This is a genomic window from Flammeovirga sp. SubArs3 (assembly GCF_947387565.1).
Taxonomy (GTDB): Bacteria; Bacteroidota; Bacteroidia; order Cytophagales; family Flammeovirgaceae; genus Flammeovirga; species Flammeovirga agarivorans.
Window position 1 is genome coordinate 402581 of record NZ_CANDOA010000006.1, and the last position, 17337, is coordinate 419917.

Sequence of the window (17337 nt, forward strand, 5' to 3'; positions counted from 1 at the left end):
TATAGTGATTAACATTTTAAACGTTACAAATACACCACAAAAATAGAGTTTAATGTATATTTGTTATTGACTAATTTCATCAATTTATTGACCAAATCGGTCATTCATCTTTGACGAAAACAATCACTAACACTGTCAATATCCTTATTTTCAATCACTTAAACAGAATGAAATATTTTCGTCATCCATTGACGAAAATGGACAAACATAAAATTAAACAACTCATCAAATTTGCACAAACGTTACAAACACACTTTAAAATGAAATGAATCGGCAATTCTATTTCTATAGAGCAAATAGAAGTTTTTTAGCCATCAATTAAAGTATTTTTTATTTTATGAAAAGTTTTTATTCACTGAAGCAAGCACAAACATTTCGCTATCTACTTGTGCTTAGTATGATCTTTCTAGGGCTAACTGTTCAGGCTCAAGACAAGACTATTTCCGGAGTTGTTAAAGACCAAAGTGGAATACCACTTCCTGGTGTTAACATTAAAATTAAATCTACCACTACTGGTACAATTACAAATTTTGATGGTGAGTTCACATTAGCGGGTGTATCATCAGACAATACTATTCTATTTAGCTTTATGGGTTATGAAGCTCAAGAAGTAGTAGTAGGTACAAATCAAAATTTTGATATTGTATTAGAAGAGTCAACTGAATTACTTTCTGAGATAGTAGTTGTAGGTTATGGTACACAAAAGAAAGAAAATCTAACTGGTGCTGTAGGTGTGGTTACGCCTGATAAAGATATCGGTAACCAAGCCATCACTAACACAGAAACATTATTACAAGGTAGAATCGCTGGTGTTCAGTTAACACAGTCAGGTGGTAAGCCAGGAGCTGGAGCTGAAATTACTATTCGTGGTAATGGTACACTAAACAACTCTAGTCCTCTAGTTCTAATTGATGGTATTCCAGGTAGTATGCAAGATATCCTTCCATCAGATATTGAAAGTGTCTCTGTATTAAAAGATGCAGCATCTGCTTCAATCTATGGTACTAGAGCGGCCAATGGTGTAATCTTAGTTACAACCAAAAAGGGTGGCAAGAACGAAAAAATCAAATTATCTTATAATGGTTATGCTGGTGTTCAAAAAGCGACTGTTCTTCCAGATTTCTTAGATAGTTGGGATTACATGACATTAAAAAATGAGGCGAGTGTAAACGCAGGTAGATCTCCAATTTATACTGACGAGGAAATTGCCATTGCGAAGGCAGGAACAGATCCTTATAAATATGGAAATACTGATTGGGCGGATGAAACATTTAAGGATGGAGCATTCTTCCAAAACCACCAAGTTTCGCTAACACAAAAAGTAGGTAAAACACAATATTTGGCATCACTTGGTTACTTAGATCAAAATGGTATCATGTATGGTACTTCTGCAGAGCGTTTAAACTATAGAATAAATTTAAAAAGTGAGTTAGGAAAAGGCTTTACTTTTGGTACTAACTTCTTTGGTGCGGTAAAAACAGCAGAAGAATCAGGTGATACAGACGATCAAGGTGTAATGAGATTAATTGCTAACTCCTCTCCTCTAGTTCCTGTATTCAATCCTGATGGTTCATGGGGATCTGCTTCTGGTAATCCATATGAAATTAATACTAAGAACCCTGTGTTTTATGCCACTGAAGCTTCACGTAAGACCACTAAATCAAACAAGAATACTATCAACCCTTATTTAGAGTTTAATCCAGTACAAGGGCTTACGTTTAGAACAAACTTCAGTTACTCATATACTCAGGCGTTTAATAAGACTCATAAGTATACTTTCCAATTAACGGATAGTGATGGTAATGATTCTGATGTAGGTAGACAACAAAATTCATTACAGGATATCTCAAATACATATGAAACTGTACAATGGGAAAACACTGTTAATTATGAGAAAAAACTGAATAGACATAGCATCAACTTACTTGCAGGTACAACTATGAATACCTACAAACACAAGTGGATGAAAGCAAAAGTTACTGACCTACCAAGTAATGACTTGACAGAAATTGGATCTGGTAGTAATCCAACTGTGGATGGTACATTCAACGAATCTAGATTAATGTCGGTATTTGGTAGAGTACAATATAGTTATGATGATCGCTACTTAATAGAGGCAAACCTTAGAACGGATGGTTCTTCAAAGTTCCCTTCTAATAATCGTTATGCTATCTTCCCAGCGTTGTCTGCGGGTTGGATCTTCTCTAACGAAGCATTTTTAGAAAGCGAAAACTTCTTGTCATTTGGTAAAATTAGAGCCAACTGGGGACAGCTAGGAAATGATAAAATCGGTTACTACCCTTATTCTCAGTCTTACACTCCTACTGATGGTTATCCTTTTGATGGATCACAAATTTACAGCGGTGGTTTAGCAGTAATCGACTTAGCCAATCCAGATATTAAATGGGAAACTACTACATCTTATGGCATTGGTGCAGATTTAGGATTCTGGGATGATAAATTGACTGTAACTGCAGATTACTTTGTAAAAGATACGGATGATATCTTATTGAAATTACCAATTCCGGGTGCCACTGGTATTACTTCACCTGCTTATCAAAATGCTGGTAGAGTGAAAAACACAGGATGGGAATTAGCTGTCAATCACTACAATACTATTGGTAATACTGGTATTGAATACAATATTGGTTTCAACGTCACGCATATCGATAATGAAATCATCAGTATGCAAGGAGAAACTCAATATCCGAACAACCGCCAAGTAAATATGGAAGGTTCACCAATCGGTTCATTCTATGGCTATAACAACACTGGAATTTACAGAACTGAAGAAGACTTAGAAACTTACCCGTATATCGATGGACAAACACCACAATTAGGTGATTTAATCTATGAAGATATTAATGGTGACGGTGTAATTGATGATAAAGACAGAACTATTATTGGTAACCCTAACCCTGAGTACACTTATGGTATCAACTTAGGTATCGCTTACAAAGGGTTCGATTTGAAAGTCTTTTTACAAGGAGTTCAAAATGTTGACATCTACTCTTCGTCAACAGGTAATCATAGTGGAGCTGGAAATAACTTAATGAACTGGACAACTGATTGGATGGATCGTTGGACACCTGAAAACCCGAATGCTACAAAACCAAGATTAGGTAATGTAAATAATGAAGAAATCTCTTCATTCTGGGTAGAAGATGCTTCTTACCTAAGATTGAAAAACATTGAAGTGGGATATACATTTAGCCAAAATGTTTGTAAGAAATTGAAAGTGCAAAACTTTAGAATTTTTGCTAACTCAACCAATCCTATCACTTGGACACAATTAGAGCATTGGGATCCTGAACGTTATGCAAGTCAATCTAGAAACGAAGCATACCCTCAGACAACAACACTAACTTTTGGTACAAACATCACATTCTAATCCACAAACCATGAAAAAAGCATTAATCACATTATTAAGCGCTGCTTCATGTATGTCATGTAGCAACTTCTTAGAGCTTAAAGATAATAATACATTAAATCAAGATTCATTCTGGAACACAGAAGAACACCTTGAATTAGCAGTCACTGCAGCCTACGAGAGTCTTACTCCCGAAGAAATGTTTGGCAGAGGATATAGAGATTTAGATGTCATCAGTGACAATGGCTACAATGAATGGACTTGGATGCAATACTGGGATATCAGTGTAGGTCAACATAACCCTGCAGTTGAAAGAATCAACTGGGTATGGAATGATAATTACAAAGGTATTCGTAGAGCGAATGAGATCTTAGACAATGCTCCAGGAATGAATATTGACGAAGACCTTAAAGATACTTCACTTGGAGAAGCCTATTTCCTTAGAGCATTATTTTATAATAACTTATCAATGTTATTCAAAAATGTGCCGCTGATCTTAAAGGTTGTTTCACCAGAAGAAGCAAAAATCGAGAAGTCTTCTAATGAAGAAGTTGTTAATCAAATCATTGAAGACCTATCTACTGCTATAGAACTACTTCCTGACTCAGGAGAAACTCCAGGTAGAATTAATAAATATGCCGCATTAGCACTTAGAGCAAGAGTTTATCTATACAATAAACAATATGAAAATGCGGTAAAAGACTGTGAGGAAGTGATTAATTCAGGGAAATACAGTTTAGTAGATGACTATGCATTCTTATTCTCTAATGAAGGACAAAACAGTGAGGAGTCTATTTTCTCTGTACAATTTGTCTCGAATATGAAGTCAGGTGAGAAGTTTAGTGGTACTTACAAAAAGCAACCTCAATCTCACTTTGGTGTACTGCCAAACTTAGTATATGATTTTTATACAAAGAATGGTTTAAAACCAGAAGATGATCCGGATGCAACTCCATTCTCAGAGTGGTCAGATGAAAAAGGAATTCCTTTAACTGCAGAACAATTAGAAGAAAAAGGATTAAGCATATTTGACTACTGGGCTGAATTTAACAATAGAGACCCTCGTTTAGATGTATCTGTTTTAAGAGGTGGAGAACCATGGGTAGATCAAGCTAAATGGGATAACGTTGTAAAAGCAACAAGATATGGTATCCAAAAATATATCCGTACTGAAGTGGGCCTTTATGAAGATGGCGATAAAAACTTTATGGTACTAAGATATGCAGATGTATTATTAATGTTTGCGGAAGCTAAAAATGAATTAAGTGGTCCTTCGGGAGATGTATTTGCTGCACTTAATCAAGTAAGAAGAAGAGTGAGTATGCCGGACTTTGATTCATCATTAGATCAAGCTGGTTTAAGAGAAGAAATCCGTCATGAAAGAAGAGTAGAACTTGCTTTTGAGGGATTAAGATACTTCGATGAATTAAGATGGGAAACAGCTAAAAATGACTTCGAAAATAAAGTAATCTTCCATGAAAGAACCTTTAACGAAGGAAAACATTATTGGTGGCCAATACCTCAAACAGAAATTGACAGGAATCCAAACCTGACTCAAAACCCTGGTTGGTAATCCATTTTTTAGATGTGAGGGGAGCCTCTCCCTTTATTTTTTCAAATGCTGAACAGAAATAATAATGAAAAATAAATATTTAAAGTTATCTCTATTAATACCATTCTTAGCCACACTATTCTTTGGTTGCGAAATGGATGATATGATCAACAATAGACCTATTCCTGGTGAAGAAGAGGAAGAAGAATATGTCTCTTATGGGAAGAAAGGTTTTGGTCAAACCACTAAAAGTCATGTTTGGAGTAATTGTGTATCCCTATCACAACCCTTCTGGCATTACTCATGGGGACCAGATTATCCACAGGGTCTTCCAGATAATGTAGAATTTGTTCCTATGCTTTGGGGACGTAATAATGTTGCTGAAAAAGTTGAGACGTTAAAGCAATTAGCTGCTGAAGGTAAGATCAAATACTTACTGGGTTTTAATGAACCAGATAAAGAAGATCAATCACATATGTCTGTAGAAGAGGCTATTGAACTTTGGCCTTTACTTGAGTCGGTGGGTGTTCCTTTAGGGTCTCCAGCTCCAGCAAGCTTAAATAGTGGTTGGTTAGATGAATTTATGACTCAAGCGAATGCTAAAGGACTAAGAGTTGACTTTATCTGTATTCACAGATATACTGATTCTATTGATCCTAATAAATGGATGGAAGCTTTTCAAGGATCTTATTCAAAATGGGGTTTACCAATTTGGATTACTGAGATGGGACTTGCCGATTGGAATGCTACTACTCCAGAAAATAATAAAAGAACAAAGGAACAAGCCTACGATTTAATGGAAGCTTTACTTCCAATGATGGATGAAGCGGATTATATCCAAAGATATGCATGGTTTGATGGCGGTAGAGCAAAGAATCAAGCAGCACTTCATATCTCTGCGGTTTACGAACAAAATTCTGACGTTCTTACAGATTTAGGTATTCTTTATTCAGAACATGACCCTAACTTAAAAGCTGGTGGTGGAAATAGTGAAATTCCTGAGCCAGGTGATTACGGTTTAGTCGTTGACGGTGGCTTCGAACTAAGAAATGCTGATGGAGCTTGGGGTGGATATGACAACGGATTCACAGAAGAAACTGAAGCTAGAAAAGGTATCGTAAGTGGTAAAATCCAACCGGACAAAAATGGCGATGGTGGGTCTATGTTACAAGCCATTGAAGTTGAGCCTAACATTACTTACTCTTTCTCTTATTCTACGAAATGGGCTGAGGTACCTGATGGTACAATAAAGGTCCAAGTACAAGACCGTTCAATGGATTCTAAACCTGAAGGTGGATGGCCACAATTATATGTTGAACCAATTGCTGAAACAACAGAATGGACAGATGTATCGGCTTCTTTTACAACCACAGAATCTACTTCAAAAGTATATCTAGTGTTTTACAAAGGAGGTACAAACGATGAAACAAATGCAGGTTTAACAACTCTATATATTGATGAAGTATCAGTATTTAAAACAGGCGATGCTGAACCTACTCCAGACCCAGACCCAAATCCAGTTCCTGATTCAGGAATTATTGTAGATGGAGGATTTGAGCAAGTTACAGCGGGTCCATTCCCTAGTTCTTCTGCATCATCTTGGTATGGTTTCGATGGTAGCTTTGTGAATGATGTGGCTGAAGCTCATACTGGTAGTCAATATGCAGTTCTTGCTACAGATAATAATGGTGATGGTGCATTTATTAACCATGTAATCTCTACTATTAACGCGAATAAAGTATATACATTAGATATGCATTCGAAGTGGTTGCAAGTACCAACTACTGAAGGATCTATTAGAGTATTTGATGTCACTGATGGTGGAAAAGTAACATTACTAGATGGTAAATTCTCTAAAGAAACTGCATGGACAAAAGATACATTTACTTTTGAAACTTCAGCAACGACTTCAGATATCCGTATCACTATCATTAAACCGGGGGGAGAAAAAGACAACTCTGTTATGATCGATGATGTGCTTTTATTTGAAACTGGTGATGTTGAAGTGCCACCAGTAGAAGATGACGACTTAGTTCAAGAAGGTGGTTTTGAAGGTGTTGAACTTGGTGCTTTAAAAGCAGATTCTTCACCATGGTCAGGATATGGTTCTGGTTCTACAGATATTGTAGGTACTTCATTAACTACTCCTTATGAAGGTGACCAATGTGCTCGTCTGAAAAAAGATGAAGCATCACTTATTCAAACTATTGCAGTAGAAAGTGGTAAGACTTATGTTTTCTCTTTTTATACGAAATGGGAAGACGGTGCCGGTAGTAACTTAAAGTTCACTATTAAGCCATCTAATGTTGGTAGTATTAAAACTCAAGAGGTGATTACTGCAACAACAGATTGGGCAGAAACAACTTTCGAATATACTGTACCTGATGGTCACACTAGTCTTACTTGTAATATCTACAAAACGAAGAATACTAGTGGTGGTTATTTCCTAGTTGACAATGTCTCTGTAACTGAAAAAAAATAATATTCTAAAGAGGGGAAGATCAACTCTTCCCCTCCTACTTCACCGTTTAATATGAAAAGGCACTACTTAATTTATATCATTGGAATATTATTTTCCATGAATATTGGCTGTCAAAAAGTCGAAAAAATTGACAGACAATATCGAGAAACTATCCGACTAACTGACAACTGGCAATTCCAATATCAAGATACTTTATCTGATCAATGGACAAATGTGACGGTACCACATGATTGGGCCATCTCTATGGATTTTGATAAAACTATAGATATGCAAGAAGTAATGGTACTTGAAGATGGTGATCCTATTCCAAAATTACGCACAGGTAGAACAGGAGCATTACCTCATATTGGAAAAGGTTTTTACAGAAAAGAATTAAACTTCACTAAACAAGACAAAGGAAAGAAAATATATATACAATTCGATGGAGCAATGAGCCATGCAAAAGTCTATTTAAACAAAAAGTTTGTAGGCAGCTGGCCATATGGATACACTTCTTTCGAATTCGATATCACTCCTTATATTAATTATGGAGACAACAACCTATTGGAAGTTCATTTAGAAAATAAACCACTATCATCAAGATGGTACCCTGGTGCGGGGATTTACAGAAATGTAAGAATAGTAAAAACCAACCCTATTCATGTCAAACAATGGGGTACGTATATCACTACCCCAGTGATCAATGAAGAAGAAGGCTTAGTGAATATTGAGACAAAGATTTCTAATTCGACTGTAAAAGAGCAAAAGGTAACTTTAGTTCAGACCGTTTTATTTAATAACGAAAGAGTCGCTTCTGAAGAACAAAGCTTATATGTCCAAAAAGGAGTAAATACGTCTGAAATAAAAATAGATGTCCCTTCTCCAAAATTATGGTCTCCTGATACTCCGAACCTTTATAAAGTTATCACAGAAGTTGTTGTCAATAATGAGATAATTGACACTTTCCATAGTGAATTTGGGTTCAGAACTATTGAGTTTACAAATAATGATGGGTTCTTCCTTAATGGAAAAGAATTAAAATTTAAAGGTGTGTGTTTACATCATGATCTAGGTCCATTAGGTGCCGCACATAATGAATCGGCACTTAGACACAGATTATTAAAGCTAAAGGAAATGGGAGCCAATGCGATTCGTTCTACGCATAACCCCTCAGATCCAAGTTTAGTAAGACTAACAGATGAATTAGGTTTCTTATTTATCTCTGAAGCTTTTGATGAATGGGAAGTACCTAAAACTGAAAATGGCTACAATACTTTATGGAACGAATGGGCAGAAAAAGATTTGGTAGCTTTAATTCATAGAGATAGAAACCACCCTTCTTTGATCATGTGGTCTATAGGAAATGAAATTAGAGAACAGACAAAGAAAGATGGTGCAAAGAATGCTCAATTCCTAACAGACATTTGCCATAGAGAAGACGCTAGCAGACCTTCAACTGCTGGCTTTAATAATTGGAAAGGAGCTATTGCTAACGGTTTGGCAGATGCTGTAGATATTCCTGGTTGGAATTATAAGCCAAATAAATATGAAGCTATTCATAAACAACATCCAAAATGGAAGATGTATGGAAGCGAAACAGCATCAACTGTAAGTTCTAGAGGAGAATACTTCTTCCCTGCCAAAGAAGGAAAGCATAAAATTCGACCGAGTTTACACTCTAATTCATTTGATATGGATTTCCCAAACTGGGCACAAACTCCTGATAGAGAATTTAAGGCACAAGACAAACATAAGTTTATCATGGGAGAATTTGTTTGGACAGGTTACGATTATTTAGGTGAGCCAACCCCTTACAACGAAGAATGGCCAACCAAGAGCTCTTATTTTGGAATTATTGATTTGGCAGGGATTCCAAAGGATCGATTTTTCTTATATAAAAGTAAGTGGTCTAACGAAAAGGTGTTACATGTCTTACCGCATTGGAACTGGAAAGAAGGACAAAAAGTTAGTGTACACGCATATACCAATTACAACAAAGCTGAATTGTTTATCAATGGAAAAAGTATGGGTATAAAAACCAAAAATAACAATTCACTATACGATACTTATCGATTAAGATGGGATAATATCACTTACCATTCGGGAGAGATGAAAGTAGTTGCATTAAACGACAAAAATGAGGCTATTGAAGAAGTCGTTAAACAAACCGCAGGAATGCCAAATCAACTAAAAATTGAGGTTGATCGATCTGAAGTGCAAGCCAACGGTGAAGAAATCATTTATGCAAGTGTATCTATACTCGATAAGAATGGACAACTCTGTCCAAAAGCTGATCAGTTAGTCACATTTAATGTAGAAGGACAAGGAACTTTAAGAGCAGTAGGCAATGGTGATCCAACTTCTTTGGAATCTTTTGTAGCTCCAAAAAGAAAAGCTTTCAATGGCATGTGTATGGCAATTTTACAATCAACAAAAGAAGAAGGAAAAATCACAATAACAGCTTCTTCTCAAGGTTTAGCTCCTGCCACAATTACTATCCATACCCAACAGACATTATAATATTTTTATAAAATAAATAGATCAGGGAGGATACAATGTGTTCTCCCTATTTTTCCACTTCAATTTTTAAATCATGATCAATAAACTACTCAATTTCACATTATTACTATCTATTCTTGGTTGCACATCTGTAAAAGATACTTTGAGTATCCAAGAACTAAACGAAATTCACCAACCTTATATCCACTCCTCCAATAATAGGGTATTCGATCAAAGTGAAGGATGGATTCCTGTATGGTCGGATGAATTTGACGGGACCAATCTGGATGAAACAAAATGGACGAAAACTGTAAGTTCTAAATCTAGAGCACCCCGACCTGAGTTAGGGATAAGTTCTTGGTTATGGGTCCAAGACCATGTCTGGTTAGATGGCAATGGGCATTTAGTACTTAAAAGTTCCAAGGTATCTGATAACAAGATGTTTTGTGGCAGCGTTGATTCTAGAGGAAAATATCAACCAAAATATGGTTATATGGAAGCTAGAATTAAAATCGCTGATACCAGTAAAGGAAACCACACTGCTTTTTGGTTACAAGGAGAAAATCAAGGGAATGTTGATGGTACTGGAAATGATGGAGCAGAAATAGATATTTTTGAATCTGCCTGGCTTTCTGAAACTACCAAGTCCGTTATCCATATTGATGGATATGCCGAAGATCATAAAGCAAATACAAAAAAATACGATACTCCTAACATTCATGAAGGTTTTCATATCTATGGTCTCTTATGGGAAGAAGATAAATTGGAAATCTATTATGATGGAGAACTTAAAGTTACCTATAGTGGAATTTGGGTTCCTCAAGTTGAAGAATGGTTATGGTTATCTGTAGGTGCAAGCTTTGGTGATGGAGACTTTATATCTCAACCCATCGGTGATCTATCTACTGCAGAAGTAGATTATGTAAGGGTTTGGCAAAAAGACCCTTTATATGAAGCTCCAAATACCACTGATATAATTCGATTAAGAAATAAGGCAAGTAATTACTATTTCAGAGTAGTAGGAGAAGGTGATAATGTAGAAGTACAACAAACTGATAATTCAAGACAAGGAGACTGGACGTATTGGAAGTTAGTAATCAATAATAGTTACTATCATATCAAAGCAGAGGGTACTTCAAAATATATAAGAGCCATTGAAAACACTAACGGTGCAGTTTTATATACCAAACCACTTGATAATGTAGGTAGTTGGACACAATGGGAATTTATTTATCAGGAAGATGGGTATTTTCTAATTAAGAATAAGGAAACAAAAAAATATTTAAAGGCGAGTTCAAATCAAAGTGATACTCCCATTATACTAAGCAATACAACAGACGATTCCGCTTTGTGGAAAATTGAAAAATTAAACGAATAAAAGAATGAAGAAAATACTAACATGTTTGGCAATTGCCGGTTTAATTAGTTGCAACAAGCAAACAAAGGTCGATCAGAATACAATAGATAAACCTAATATTGTCATCTTTTATGTGGATGACTTAGGTTATGGAGATATCGGTGTTAATGGTTTACAAGGGGCTTCAACTCCTGAAATCGATAAGCTAGCAGAAGGTGGTATATTATTTACTGACGTTCATTCGCCTCATGCTACATGTACTCCTTCAAGATATTCTATGCTAACTGGGGAATATGCTTTCAGAAAAAATGCTCAAATTCTTCCTGGCGACGCTCCCCTATTGATCAACCCGAATAAGAAGACATTGCCAGACATGTTAAAAGAGCAAGGATATGCTACAGCAGTAGTCGGTAAATGGCATTTAGGATTAGGTAATGGAAATGTTGACTGGAATCAGGCAGTAAAACCAGGGCCTTTAGAAATAGGGTTTGATTACTCTTTTCTACTTCCTTCAACAGGCGATAGAGTTCCTTCGGTTTACTTGGAAAACCATCATGTGGTTAACTTGGATAAAAATGATCCAATTACGGTAAGTTACAAGAAGAATATCTCAGACCGACCCACTGGAAATGATCAACCAGAGTTATTACGACAAGGGGCTGATCAACAACATGGAAATACTATCATCAATGGTATTTCTCGCATTGGTTATATGAAAGGTGGAGAAAGAGCTTTATGGACGGATGAAGACTTCCCTGAGATGTTAGCAGGTAAAGCCTCCGATTTTATCACAAAACATAAAGATGAACACTTCTTCCTCTATTTTGCATTCCACGATATCCATGTTCCAAGATTACCTTCAGATCGATTTAGAGGTAAATCTGAAATGGGTGTTAGAGGTGATGTCATATTACAAATGGACTATACCACTGGGCTTGTAATGAAAACCTTAAAAGATTTGGGTATCGATAAAAATACATTAGTGATCTTCACATCCGATAATGGCGCTGTTTTAACCGATGGTTACGATGACCAAGCGATCGAACTCCTAGGAGATCATCAACCAAACGGTCCATTTAGTGGTGGTAAATATTCTTCTTATGAGGGCGGAACAAGAGTGCCAATGATTGCTTACTGGCCAAATAAAATTGAAGCTGGACAAGTAAATAATGCCACTTTCTCTCATATAGATTTTTATGCTTCTTTTGCCGATTTATTGGGTGTAGAGTTACCAAAAAATGTTGCGGTGGATTCAAAGAACATGTTACCACCTCTTTTGGGTGAAACAGATAAAGGCAGAGATTTTATGGTAGAAGAAGGTTTCAGTTTAGCTATTCGTAATGGTCAATGGAAATATATACAACCCATTCCTAAGGATAGAAGAATTCCAAATTTTATGGAGAAGACTAAAAATATAGAAGGAGGATTATCTAGAAAACCTCAGCTTTTCAATTTAGATAACGATTTGCAGGAGAGAATCAATATTGCTTCTCAACATCCTGAAATTGTTGAATTATTACAACAAAAATTGGATTCTATTACTTCTTCATCAACTACTTTATCAAAATAATTGTAGAGAGACAAATAGATACCTAAAGTTGGTAGACGTTATCGTTTACCAACTTTTTTTTATTAATATCGTCGGCTTAAATAAGTCATCTTGTTATCCTTAAACCTATAAATACCATTTAACGAGCCAATCAGAAGATTTCCATTTTTATCTTGATTGATAGTAAAACACATCACTTTTAAATCAAAAACCTCTCTAGGTTGGTAGTTATTTAATAATCTGGAATTCTTAGAAAGATAACTTAGTTTTCCACTTGATGTAACTGTCCATATACTTCCTTCATTGTCTTCATAAATACAATTGATAAAGTCATTCGCTACCTTTTCAATACTATTATTTTTTGATAGAAAGAGTCCATCTTTACCGCCAATCCAAATATCTCCCTCCGATGTTTCAATGATACTCCAAACATTTTCTATAGCCTCTCCATTATGCTGGGTAACTTCGATAAATGATTTCCGGTCAGTGTTATATATAGCAGTTTTTCCTCTTGACCCAATCCAAATATCTCCATTTCTATCTTCCAATAAAGTGTTCACATCATAATTAGGAAGTCCATCCTTTGTCGTTAAAGTAGTAATGGTTTGACCCTTAAAAATACTGATTCCATTATTCGTCGCTACCCAAATATCACCATGCTTATCTTCCAATAGATCTATCACTCTATCACCCGACAGTCCATCTTTTTGTTGGTATTGAGAGGTTCCGCCTTTATATATTTTGTACACACCAAAATGAGTGCTTCCTATCCATAAATTATCTCCCTTATCTATTATCGAATCAAAAGCATCAAGGCTATCAATATTGGTAGGGATAGTTATTTCTTTAAATGTTTCCCCATCAAAAATATGAAGTTCTGAAAAAGCAGTAATTAGTAAATTCCCCTCCTTGTTCTTTCTGATCTTTCTGGTAATTCTTGTTGGGGCCAATGTTGTTTTAATCGTATCAATTTTGTGTCTACTTATAATAGATACATGATTTTGACTTTTCTCTTTGTTTGTACTTTCCTGCATTTTCTTTGAGCAAGACATCAGAGGAAAGTTTAGGACACAAAATACTATTGATACATATAACAACTTCACTGGCAAATAAGAATTTAATCGGTAACCATTAATTTAATGTAGACTGTGCTATATAAGCTTTTGGACTCAAGCCCGTTTTCTTTTTGAACAAACGAGAAAAATATTGAGGATATTCAAAACCAAGTTTATAGGCAGTCTCAGAGATACTAATATTTGGAGACAATAATAAGTTTTTCGCTTCCTCAATAATATAAAGGTTGATTTGATCTACGGCTGTTTTTCCAGTTTCCGTCTTAATAGCATCACTCATGTACCTATGACTTACTCCCATCTGTTTTGCCAACCAATTAACTGTTGGTATCCCATTTTCTTCGAACTGATTCGTTTCAAAATATACATTGAGAACAGCTTTAAACTGAGAGAATATATGGTTGTTGTTGTCTTTTCTATTTAAGAACTGACGTTTGTAGAATCGGTTTGCATATCTTAATAATGTTTCCAACTGAGAAAGGATAATTTCCTTACTAAACTCATCTTGGTTATTTTGATATTCTAATTCAATATTCCTAAATAACGTTTTTAATAATGCTTCTTCCTTCGGTGATAAATGTAAGGCCTCATTGACTTTATATTCAAAGAAAGAGTATTCTTTAATCTGATTATAGATTGCAGTTCCTCTAATAAAATCTTTGTGAAAAGAGATATGATAAGCTTCAGCACTAAAAACTAGATTCTTAAAAACGAGCGTCTGTTTAGGTGCTGTAAATAGTAATGTTCCATTGGTACAATCGTATTTAGTTCGACCGTATACCAACTCACCTGAAATAATATTTTTTAGACTGATATTGTAGAAGTCACAAGTTAAACTCACTTCTACGTCTTCTTTATCTTCACAGCTTTCTTTCTGATTCTGTTCCGTATTAGTATGTGATGCACTAAATAAAGGATTTTCTGGTTCGGGTAATCCTCCATATTCATGCAAATCAGCTATTGTATTAAAATTTAAAGTTTTCATCGGATACAATTTTATAACATTCTATTGGATGGAGGGATCTATATCTGTGGAATTAATTCTAATGTAGAAGCTTCATGCTTTTTTCTACTATACGTTAACCTCATTAACCAATACATGATATTCATTTTCTTAAAATAAGCCTTATTCACTAATTTATTGACTTCTTCTAAATTTTCAGGAACTACACCCTTAATAAGCACCTCTGTATCACCAACCTTCATTGCACCATCAGGGTGATCAAGAAACGCATCTCTCCAACTTCTTTTTCCAAATTTATACTGTCGCACAAAGAACCTTCCTTCAGCTTCAACGATCGTAATATCTACAAATCTATGTTCTCCACAACGTATTTGATGTACCCAACTTGAATTTACCTTCTTTGCTATATCTTGAATTGTCATTTCTTTATTTTTATGATTTAATAATCTATTAACGAATACAAAGTACGTCAATACACAAAGAAATGGACTTAAACATTTTTGCAGAAGAAGTATACATTTTCGTTTCTGAAAGTATAAAGCGATATAATTCTGTTGGTCATACTATTTGATTTCTGGAAAAATCAATTCTTCTCTTTCCAATGAGAAATTCATATGATCATACACTTTTCCTTGATTTTTATTAAATACAATGTGCTCTCCGAATTGATCATTGCCCAACCAAGAAATGAAATATACACCATTATTTATCTTCGTTACATTGGTTTGGTATTCTTTCGGGTTTTCACCATTTATACTAACTTTTGTAATATCCCCTGCCACTTGAATAACGACTTCTCCTTTTTCACTCTGATACTTTATAGGCTCTTCTGCTAATTCCTTTCTAGCAGTTAAATGTTCTTCTATCAATGGTTTTTTCGTTTCAAAAATGGGTGGTAAATCAAACTTCTTAGTATTCAGGTATAATGTAAAAATCATCTCAATCATTGAAATAGGTTCTCCCTCTGGATATGTACAAGAAGTTGAAGGACCACATTTCACGTTACCATGAATCATCTCAAAGTCTGCCGGACTATTTTCATCAGCATTTCCAGAACGAAGATGGGCATACACCTTTTTTGTATTAAAATTTACCACGACATTGTCTCCCCCGTTTTCACCAAATACCCATGAAAGAAAATAAACCCCTTCTGAAACTTTAGTAATCTTTGGTGTCACTTTTGAAACAATCCCATCAAAATAGCCTCCATAACCTTTCCACTTAATGGAATTATTATAGATGGCCAAACGAAAACTACCAAAATCAACATACTCGTAATCAATAAATTTACCCTCTAAATCACGATACCCAGTACCTGTAGTATTCTCTTGTGCGACATGGTCTATAATTTGGTCTTTACTCCAATTTTCTTCAGAATTTCCACAGGATATCAATAAGGCAGCGATGAAAATGAAAATAGAATAAGCTTTCATTATGGGTTTATTTTAAGTGAATTAAATATCTTAATAATGTTACTAAGGTTTATCTAAATGAACAAGGTATACGACAATATCTTCTCATTGAAAGGGACACTTAATCCTTCTATTGGTTATCTGATTCTTCCTGTTTTTAAAATATTGAATGTCTCTTCTCAACCTATATATTCCAATTATATGATCAATAAGATTGACATTGAACAGAAGTTTCCTTTATCCAATCCATCAGTTTTAGAGGATCAACAATACTCCAAGAATGAGGATGTCTTGAACCATTTTGTCTATAACCTTTATCTGTTGTGATTGAAATAGATACTTTAGTAGCTGGATTATCACTTAATACATGATAAAATGATTCCAATACATACTGATTTGTTTCGTCTTCATTATTACATCTGTTTTCTTTCCACCATAAAGGGGCTTTTTCAGTTATAATATAAATTGGAATATTGGTTACCAAATCATCTAACTTAGAATAGTCCTTACTCTTACTATCATATAAAGAATTAATGGAGTAAACGGTTTTCTCTTCAATCTTACTTTCAAGAATTGAATTAATATAACGTGACTCTTGTACTGATACTTTTGAACAATTACGTTCAATATTTTTTAAGTTAGTAGAGTATAAGTGTTGTAAATCAATTGGTGAGTCGACCACAAATACTCCTTTAAGATTAGAAACTTTATTTTCAACGAAATATTCTCCTAGAGATAAGGCAATAGTACCTCCACTAGAAAAGCCACCTAAATAGATTTTTGCATCTTTGAATTGTTTAGAATGTAACTCAAGGATGGTATGCATCAATTCCTCTTTTTCATTTTTTGATAAAAATAATCGTCGATTAAAGTTAAGATATACTACAGTAAGGTTGCTTGAAGTATGATCTGGTATTGTAAATTCTCGTTTCGTTTTTTCGGCGTTCGATCCAAACCCTGGAAAAATAAAAAGTAGGTTATCTGTTTTCTTTGCTTTTGAAATGACATAAGAATATTCTTGGCCAAAAAGCACAAAAGGAAATCCAACAAATAACAGCAATAAGAACTTGAATTTTCTGAGCATTAAAATGATGTTGTAA

11 protein-coding genes are annotated in these 17337 nt (G+C 34.9%); 6 read left to right on the plus strand and 5 right to left on the minus strand.

Going from position 1 to position 17337, the window contains the following annotated elements:
- Positions 1-337: 337 nt before the first annotated feature.
- The 6 genes from QL232_RS18605 (at position 338) to QL232_RS18630 (ending at position 12809) form a co-directional block, all read left to right on the plus strand.
- The gene (locus QL232_RS18605; protein ID WP_281615318.1) at positions 338-3391 is read left to right on the plus strand and encodes a TonB-dependent receptor; all 3054 of its coding nucleotides are present in this window, start codon (positions 338-340) and stop codon (positions 3389-3391) included.
- 10 nt (positions 3392-3401) lie between these two features.
- Entirely contained in the window at positions 3402-4943 is a 1542-nt protein-coding gene (locus QL232_RS18610) for a RagB/SusD family nutrient uptake outer membrane protein (protein ID WP_168885330.1), read from the plus strand.
- Positions 4944-5007: 64 nt separating this feature from the next.
- Complete coding sequence (locus QL232_RS18615) at positions 5008-7404, plus strand: glycosyl hydrolase (RefSeq protein WP_281615319.1); 2397 nt, start codon at positions 5008-5010, stop codon at positions 7402-7404.
- A 51-nt stretch (positions 7405-7455) separates the two neighbouring features.
- Positions 7456-9903 carry a glycoside hydrolase family 2 TIM barrel-domain containing protein gene (locus tag QL232_RS18620; protein WP_281615320.1) on the plus strand — a complete coding sequence of 816 codons (2448 nt, stop codon included), beginning with the start codon at positions 7456-7458 and terminating at the stop codon, positions 9901-9903.
- Between the two features lie 73 nt (positions 9904-9976).
- A complete protein-coding gene (locus tag QL232_RS18625) occupies positions 9977-11260 on the plus strand; it encodes a family 16 glycosylhydrolase (RefSeq protein WP_281615321.1) in 1284 nt (427 codons plus the stop codon).
- A gap of 4 nt (positions 11261-11264) precedes the next feature.
- Positions 11265-12809, plus strand: a complete 1545-nt coding sequence (locus tag QL232_RS18630) for an arylsulfatase (RefSeq protein WP_281615322.1) — start codon at positions 11265-11267, stop codon at positions 12807-12809.
- Positions 12810-12871: 62 nt separating this feature from the next.
- Here QL232_RS18630 and QL232_RS18635 read toward each other — a convergent pair whose 3' ends face one another.
- The 5 genes from QL232_RS18635 to QL232_RS18655 form a co-directional block, all read right to left on the minus strand.
- Positions 12872-13822, minus strand: a complete 951-nt coding sequence (locus QL232_RS18635) for a two-component regulator propeller domain-containing protein (RefSeq protein WP_281615323.1) — start codon at positions 13820-13822, stop codon at positions 12872-12874.
- A 97-nt stretch (positions 13823-13919) separates the two neighbouring features.
- Positions 13920-14846 (minus strand): helix-turn-helix transcriptional regulator, encoded by a 927-nt coding sequence (locus QL232_RS18640; RefSeq protein ID WP_281615324.1) that lies wholly within the window; start codon positions 14844-14846, stop codon positions 13920-13922.
- Between the two features lie 38 nt (positions 14847-14884).
- Complete coding sequence (locus QL232_RS18645) at positions 14885-15247, minus strand: hypothetical protein (protein ID WP_281615325.1); 363 nt, start codon at positions 15245-15247, stop codon at positions 14885-14887.
- A 141-nt stretch (positions 15248-15388) separates the two neighbouring features.
- The gene (locus QL232_RS18650; protein WP_281615326.1) at positions 15389-16258 is read right to left on the minus strand and encodes a hypothetical protein; all 870 of its coding nucleotides are present in this window, start codon (positions 16256-16258) and stop codon (positions 15389-15391) included.
- A gap of 184 nt (positions 16259-16442) precedes the next feature.
- Complete coding sequence (locus QL232_RS18655; RefSeq protein WP_281615327.1) at positions 16443-17321, minus strand: hypothetical protein; 879 nt, start codon at positions 17319-17321, stop codon at positions 16443-16445.
- Between the last annotated feature and the right edge of the window lie 16 nt (positions 17322-17337).

Excerpts from the sequence above, each read along its gene's own strand:
- QL232_RS18605 (WP_281615318.1), top strand. The coding sequence starts at position 338 with ATGAAAAGTTTTTATTCACTGAAGCAAGCACAAACATTTCGCTATCTA.
- QL232_RS18610 (WP_168885330.1), top strand. The coding sequence starts at position 3,402 with ATGAAAAAAGCATTAATCACATTATTAAGCGCTGCTTCATGTATGTCA.
- QL232_RS18615 (WP_281615319.1), top strand. The coding sequence starts at position 5,008 with ATGAAAAATAAATATTTAAAGTTATCTCTATTAATACCATTCTTAGCC.
- QL232_RS18620 (WP_281615320.1), top strand. The coding sequence starts at position 7,456 with ATGAAAAGGCACTACTTAATTTATATCATTGGAATATTATTTTCCATG.
- QL232_RS18625 (WP_281615321.1), top strand. The coding sequence starts at position 9,977 with ATGATCAATAAACTACTCAATTTCACATTATTACTATCTATTCTTGGT.
- QL232_RS18630 (WP_281615322.1), top strand. The coding sequence starts at position 11,265 with ATGAAGAAAATACTAACATGTTTGGCAATTGCCGGTTTAATTAGTTGC.
- QL232_RS18635 (WP_281615323.1), bottom strand. The coding sequence starts at position 13,822 with ATGCAGGAAAGTACAAACAAAGAGAAAAGTCAAAATCATGTATCTATT.
- QL232_RS18640 (WP_281615324.1), bottom strand. The coding sequence starts at position 14,846 with ATGAAAACTTTAAATTTTAATACAATAGCTGATTTGCATGAATATGGA.
- QL232_RS18645 (WP_281615325.1), bottom strand. The coding sequence starts at position 15,247 with ATGACAATTCAAGATATAGCAAAGAAGGTAAATTCAAGTTGGGTACAT.
- QL232_RS18650 (WP_281615326.1), bottom strand. The coding sequence starts at position 16,258 with ATGAAAGCTTATTCTATTTTCATTTTCATCGCTGCCTTATTGATATCC.
- QL232_RS18655 (WP_281615327.1), bottom strand. The coding sequence starts at position 17,321 with ATGCTCAGAAAATTCAAGTTCTTATTGCTGTTATTTGTTGGATTTCCT.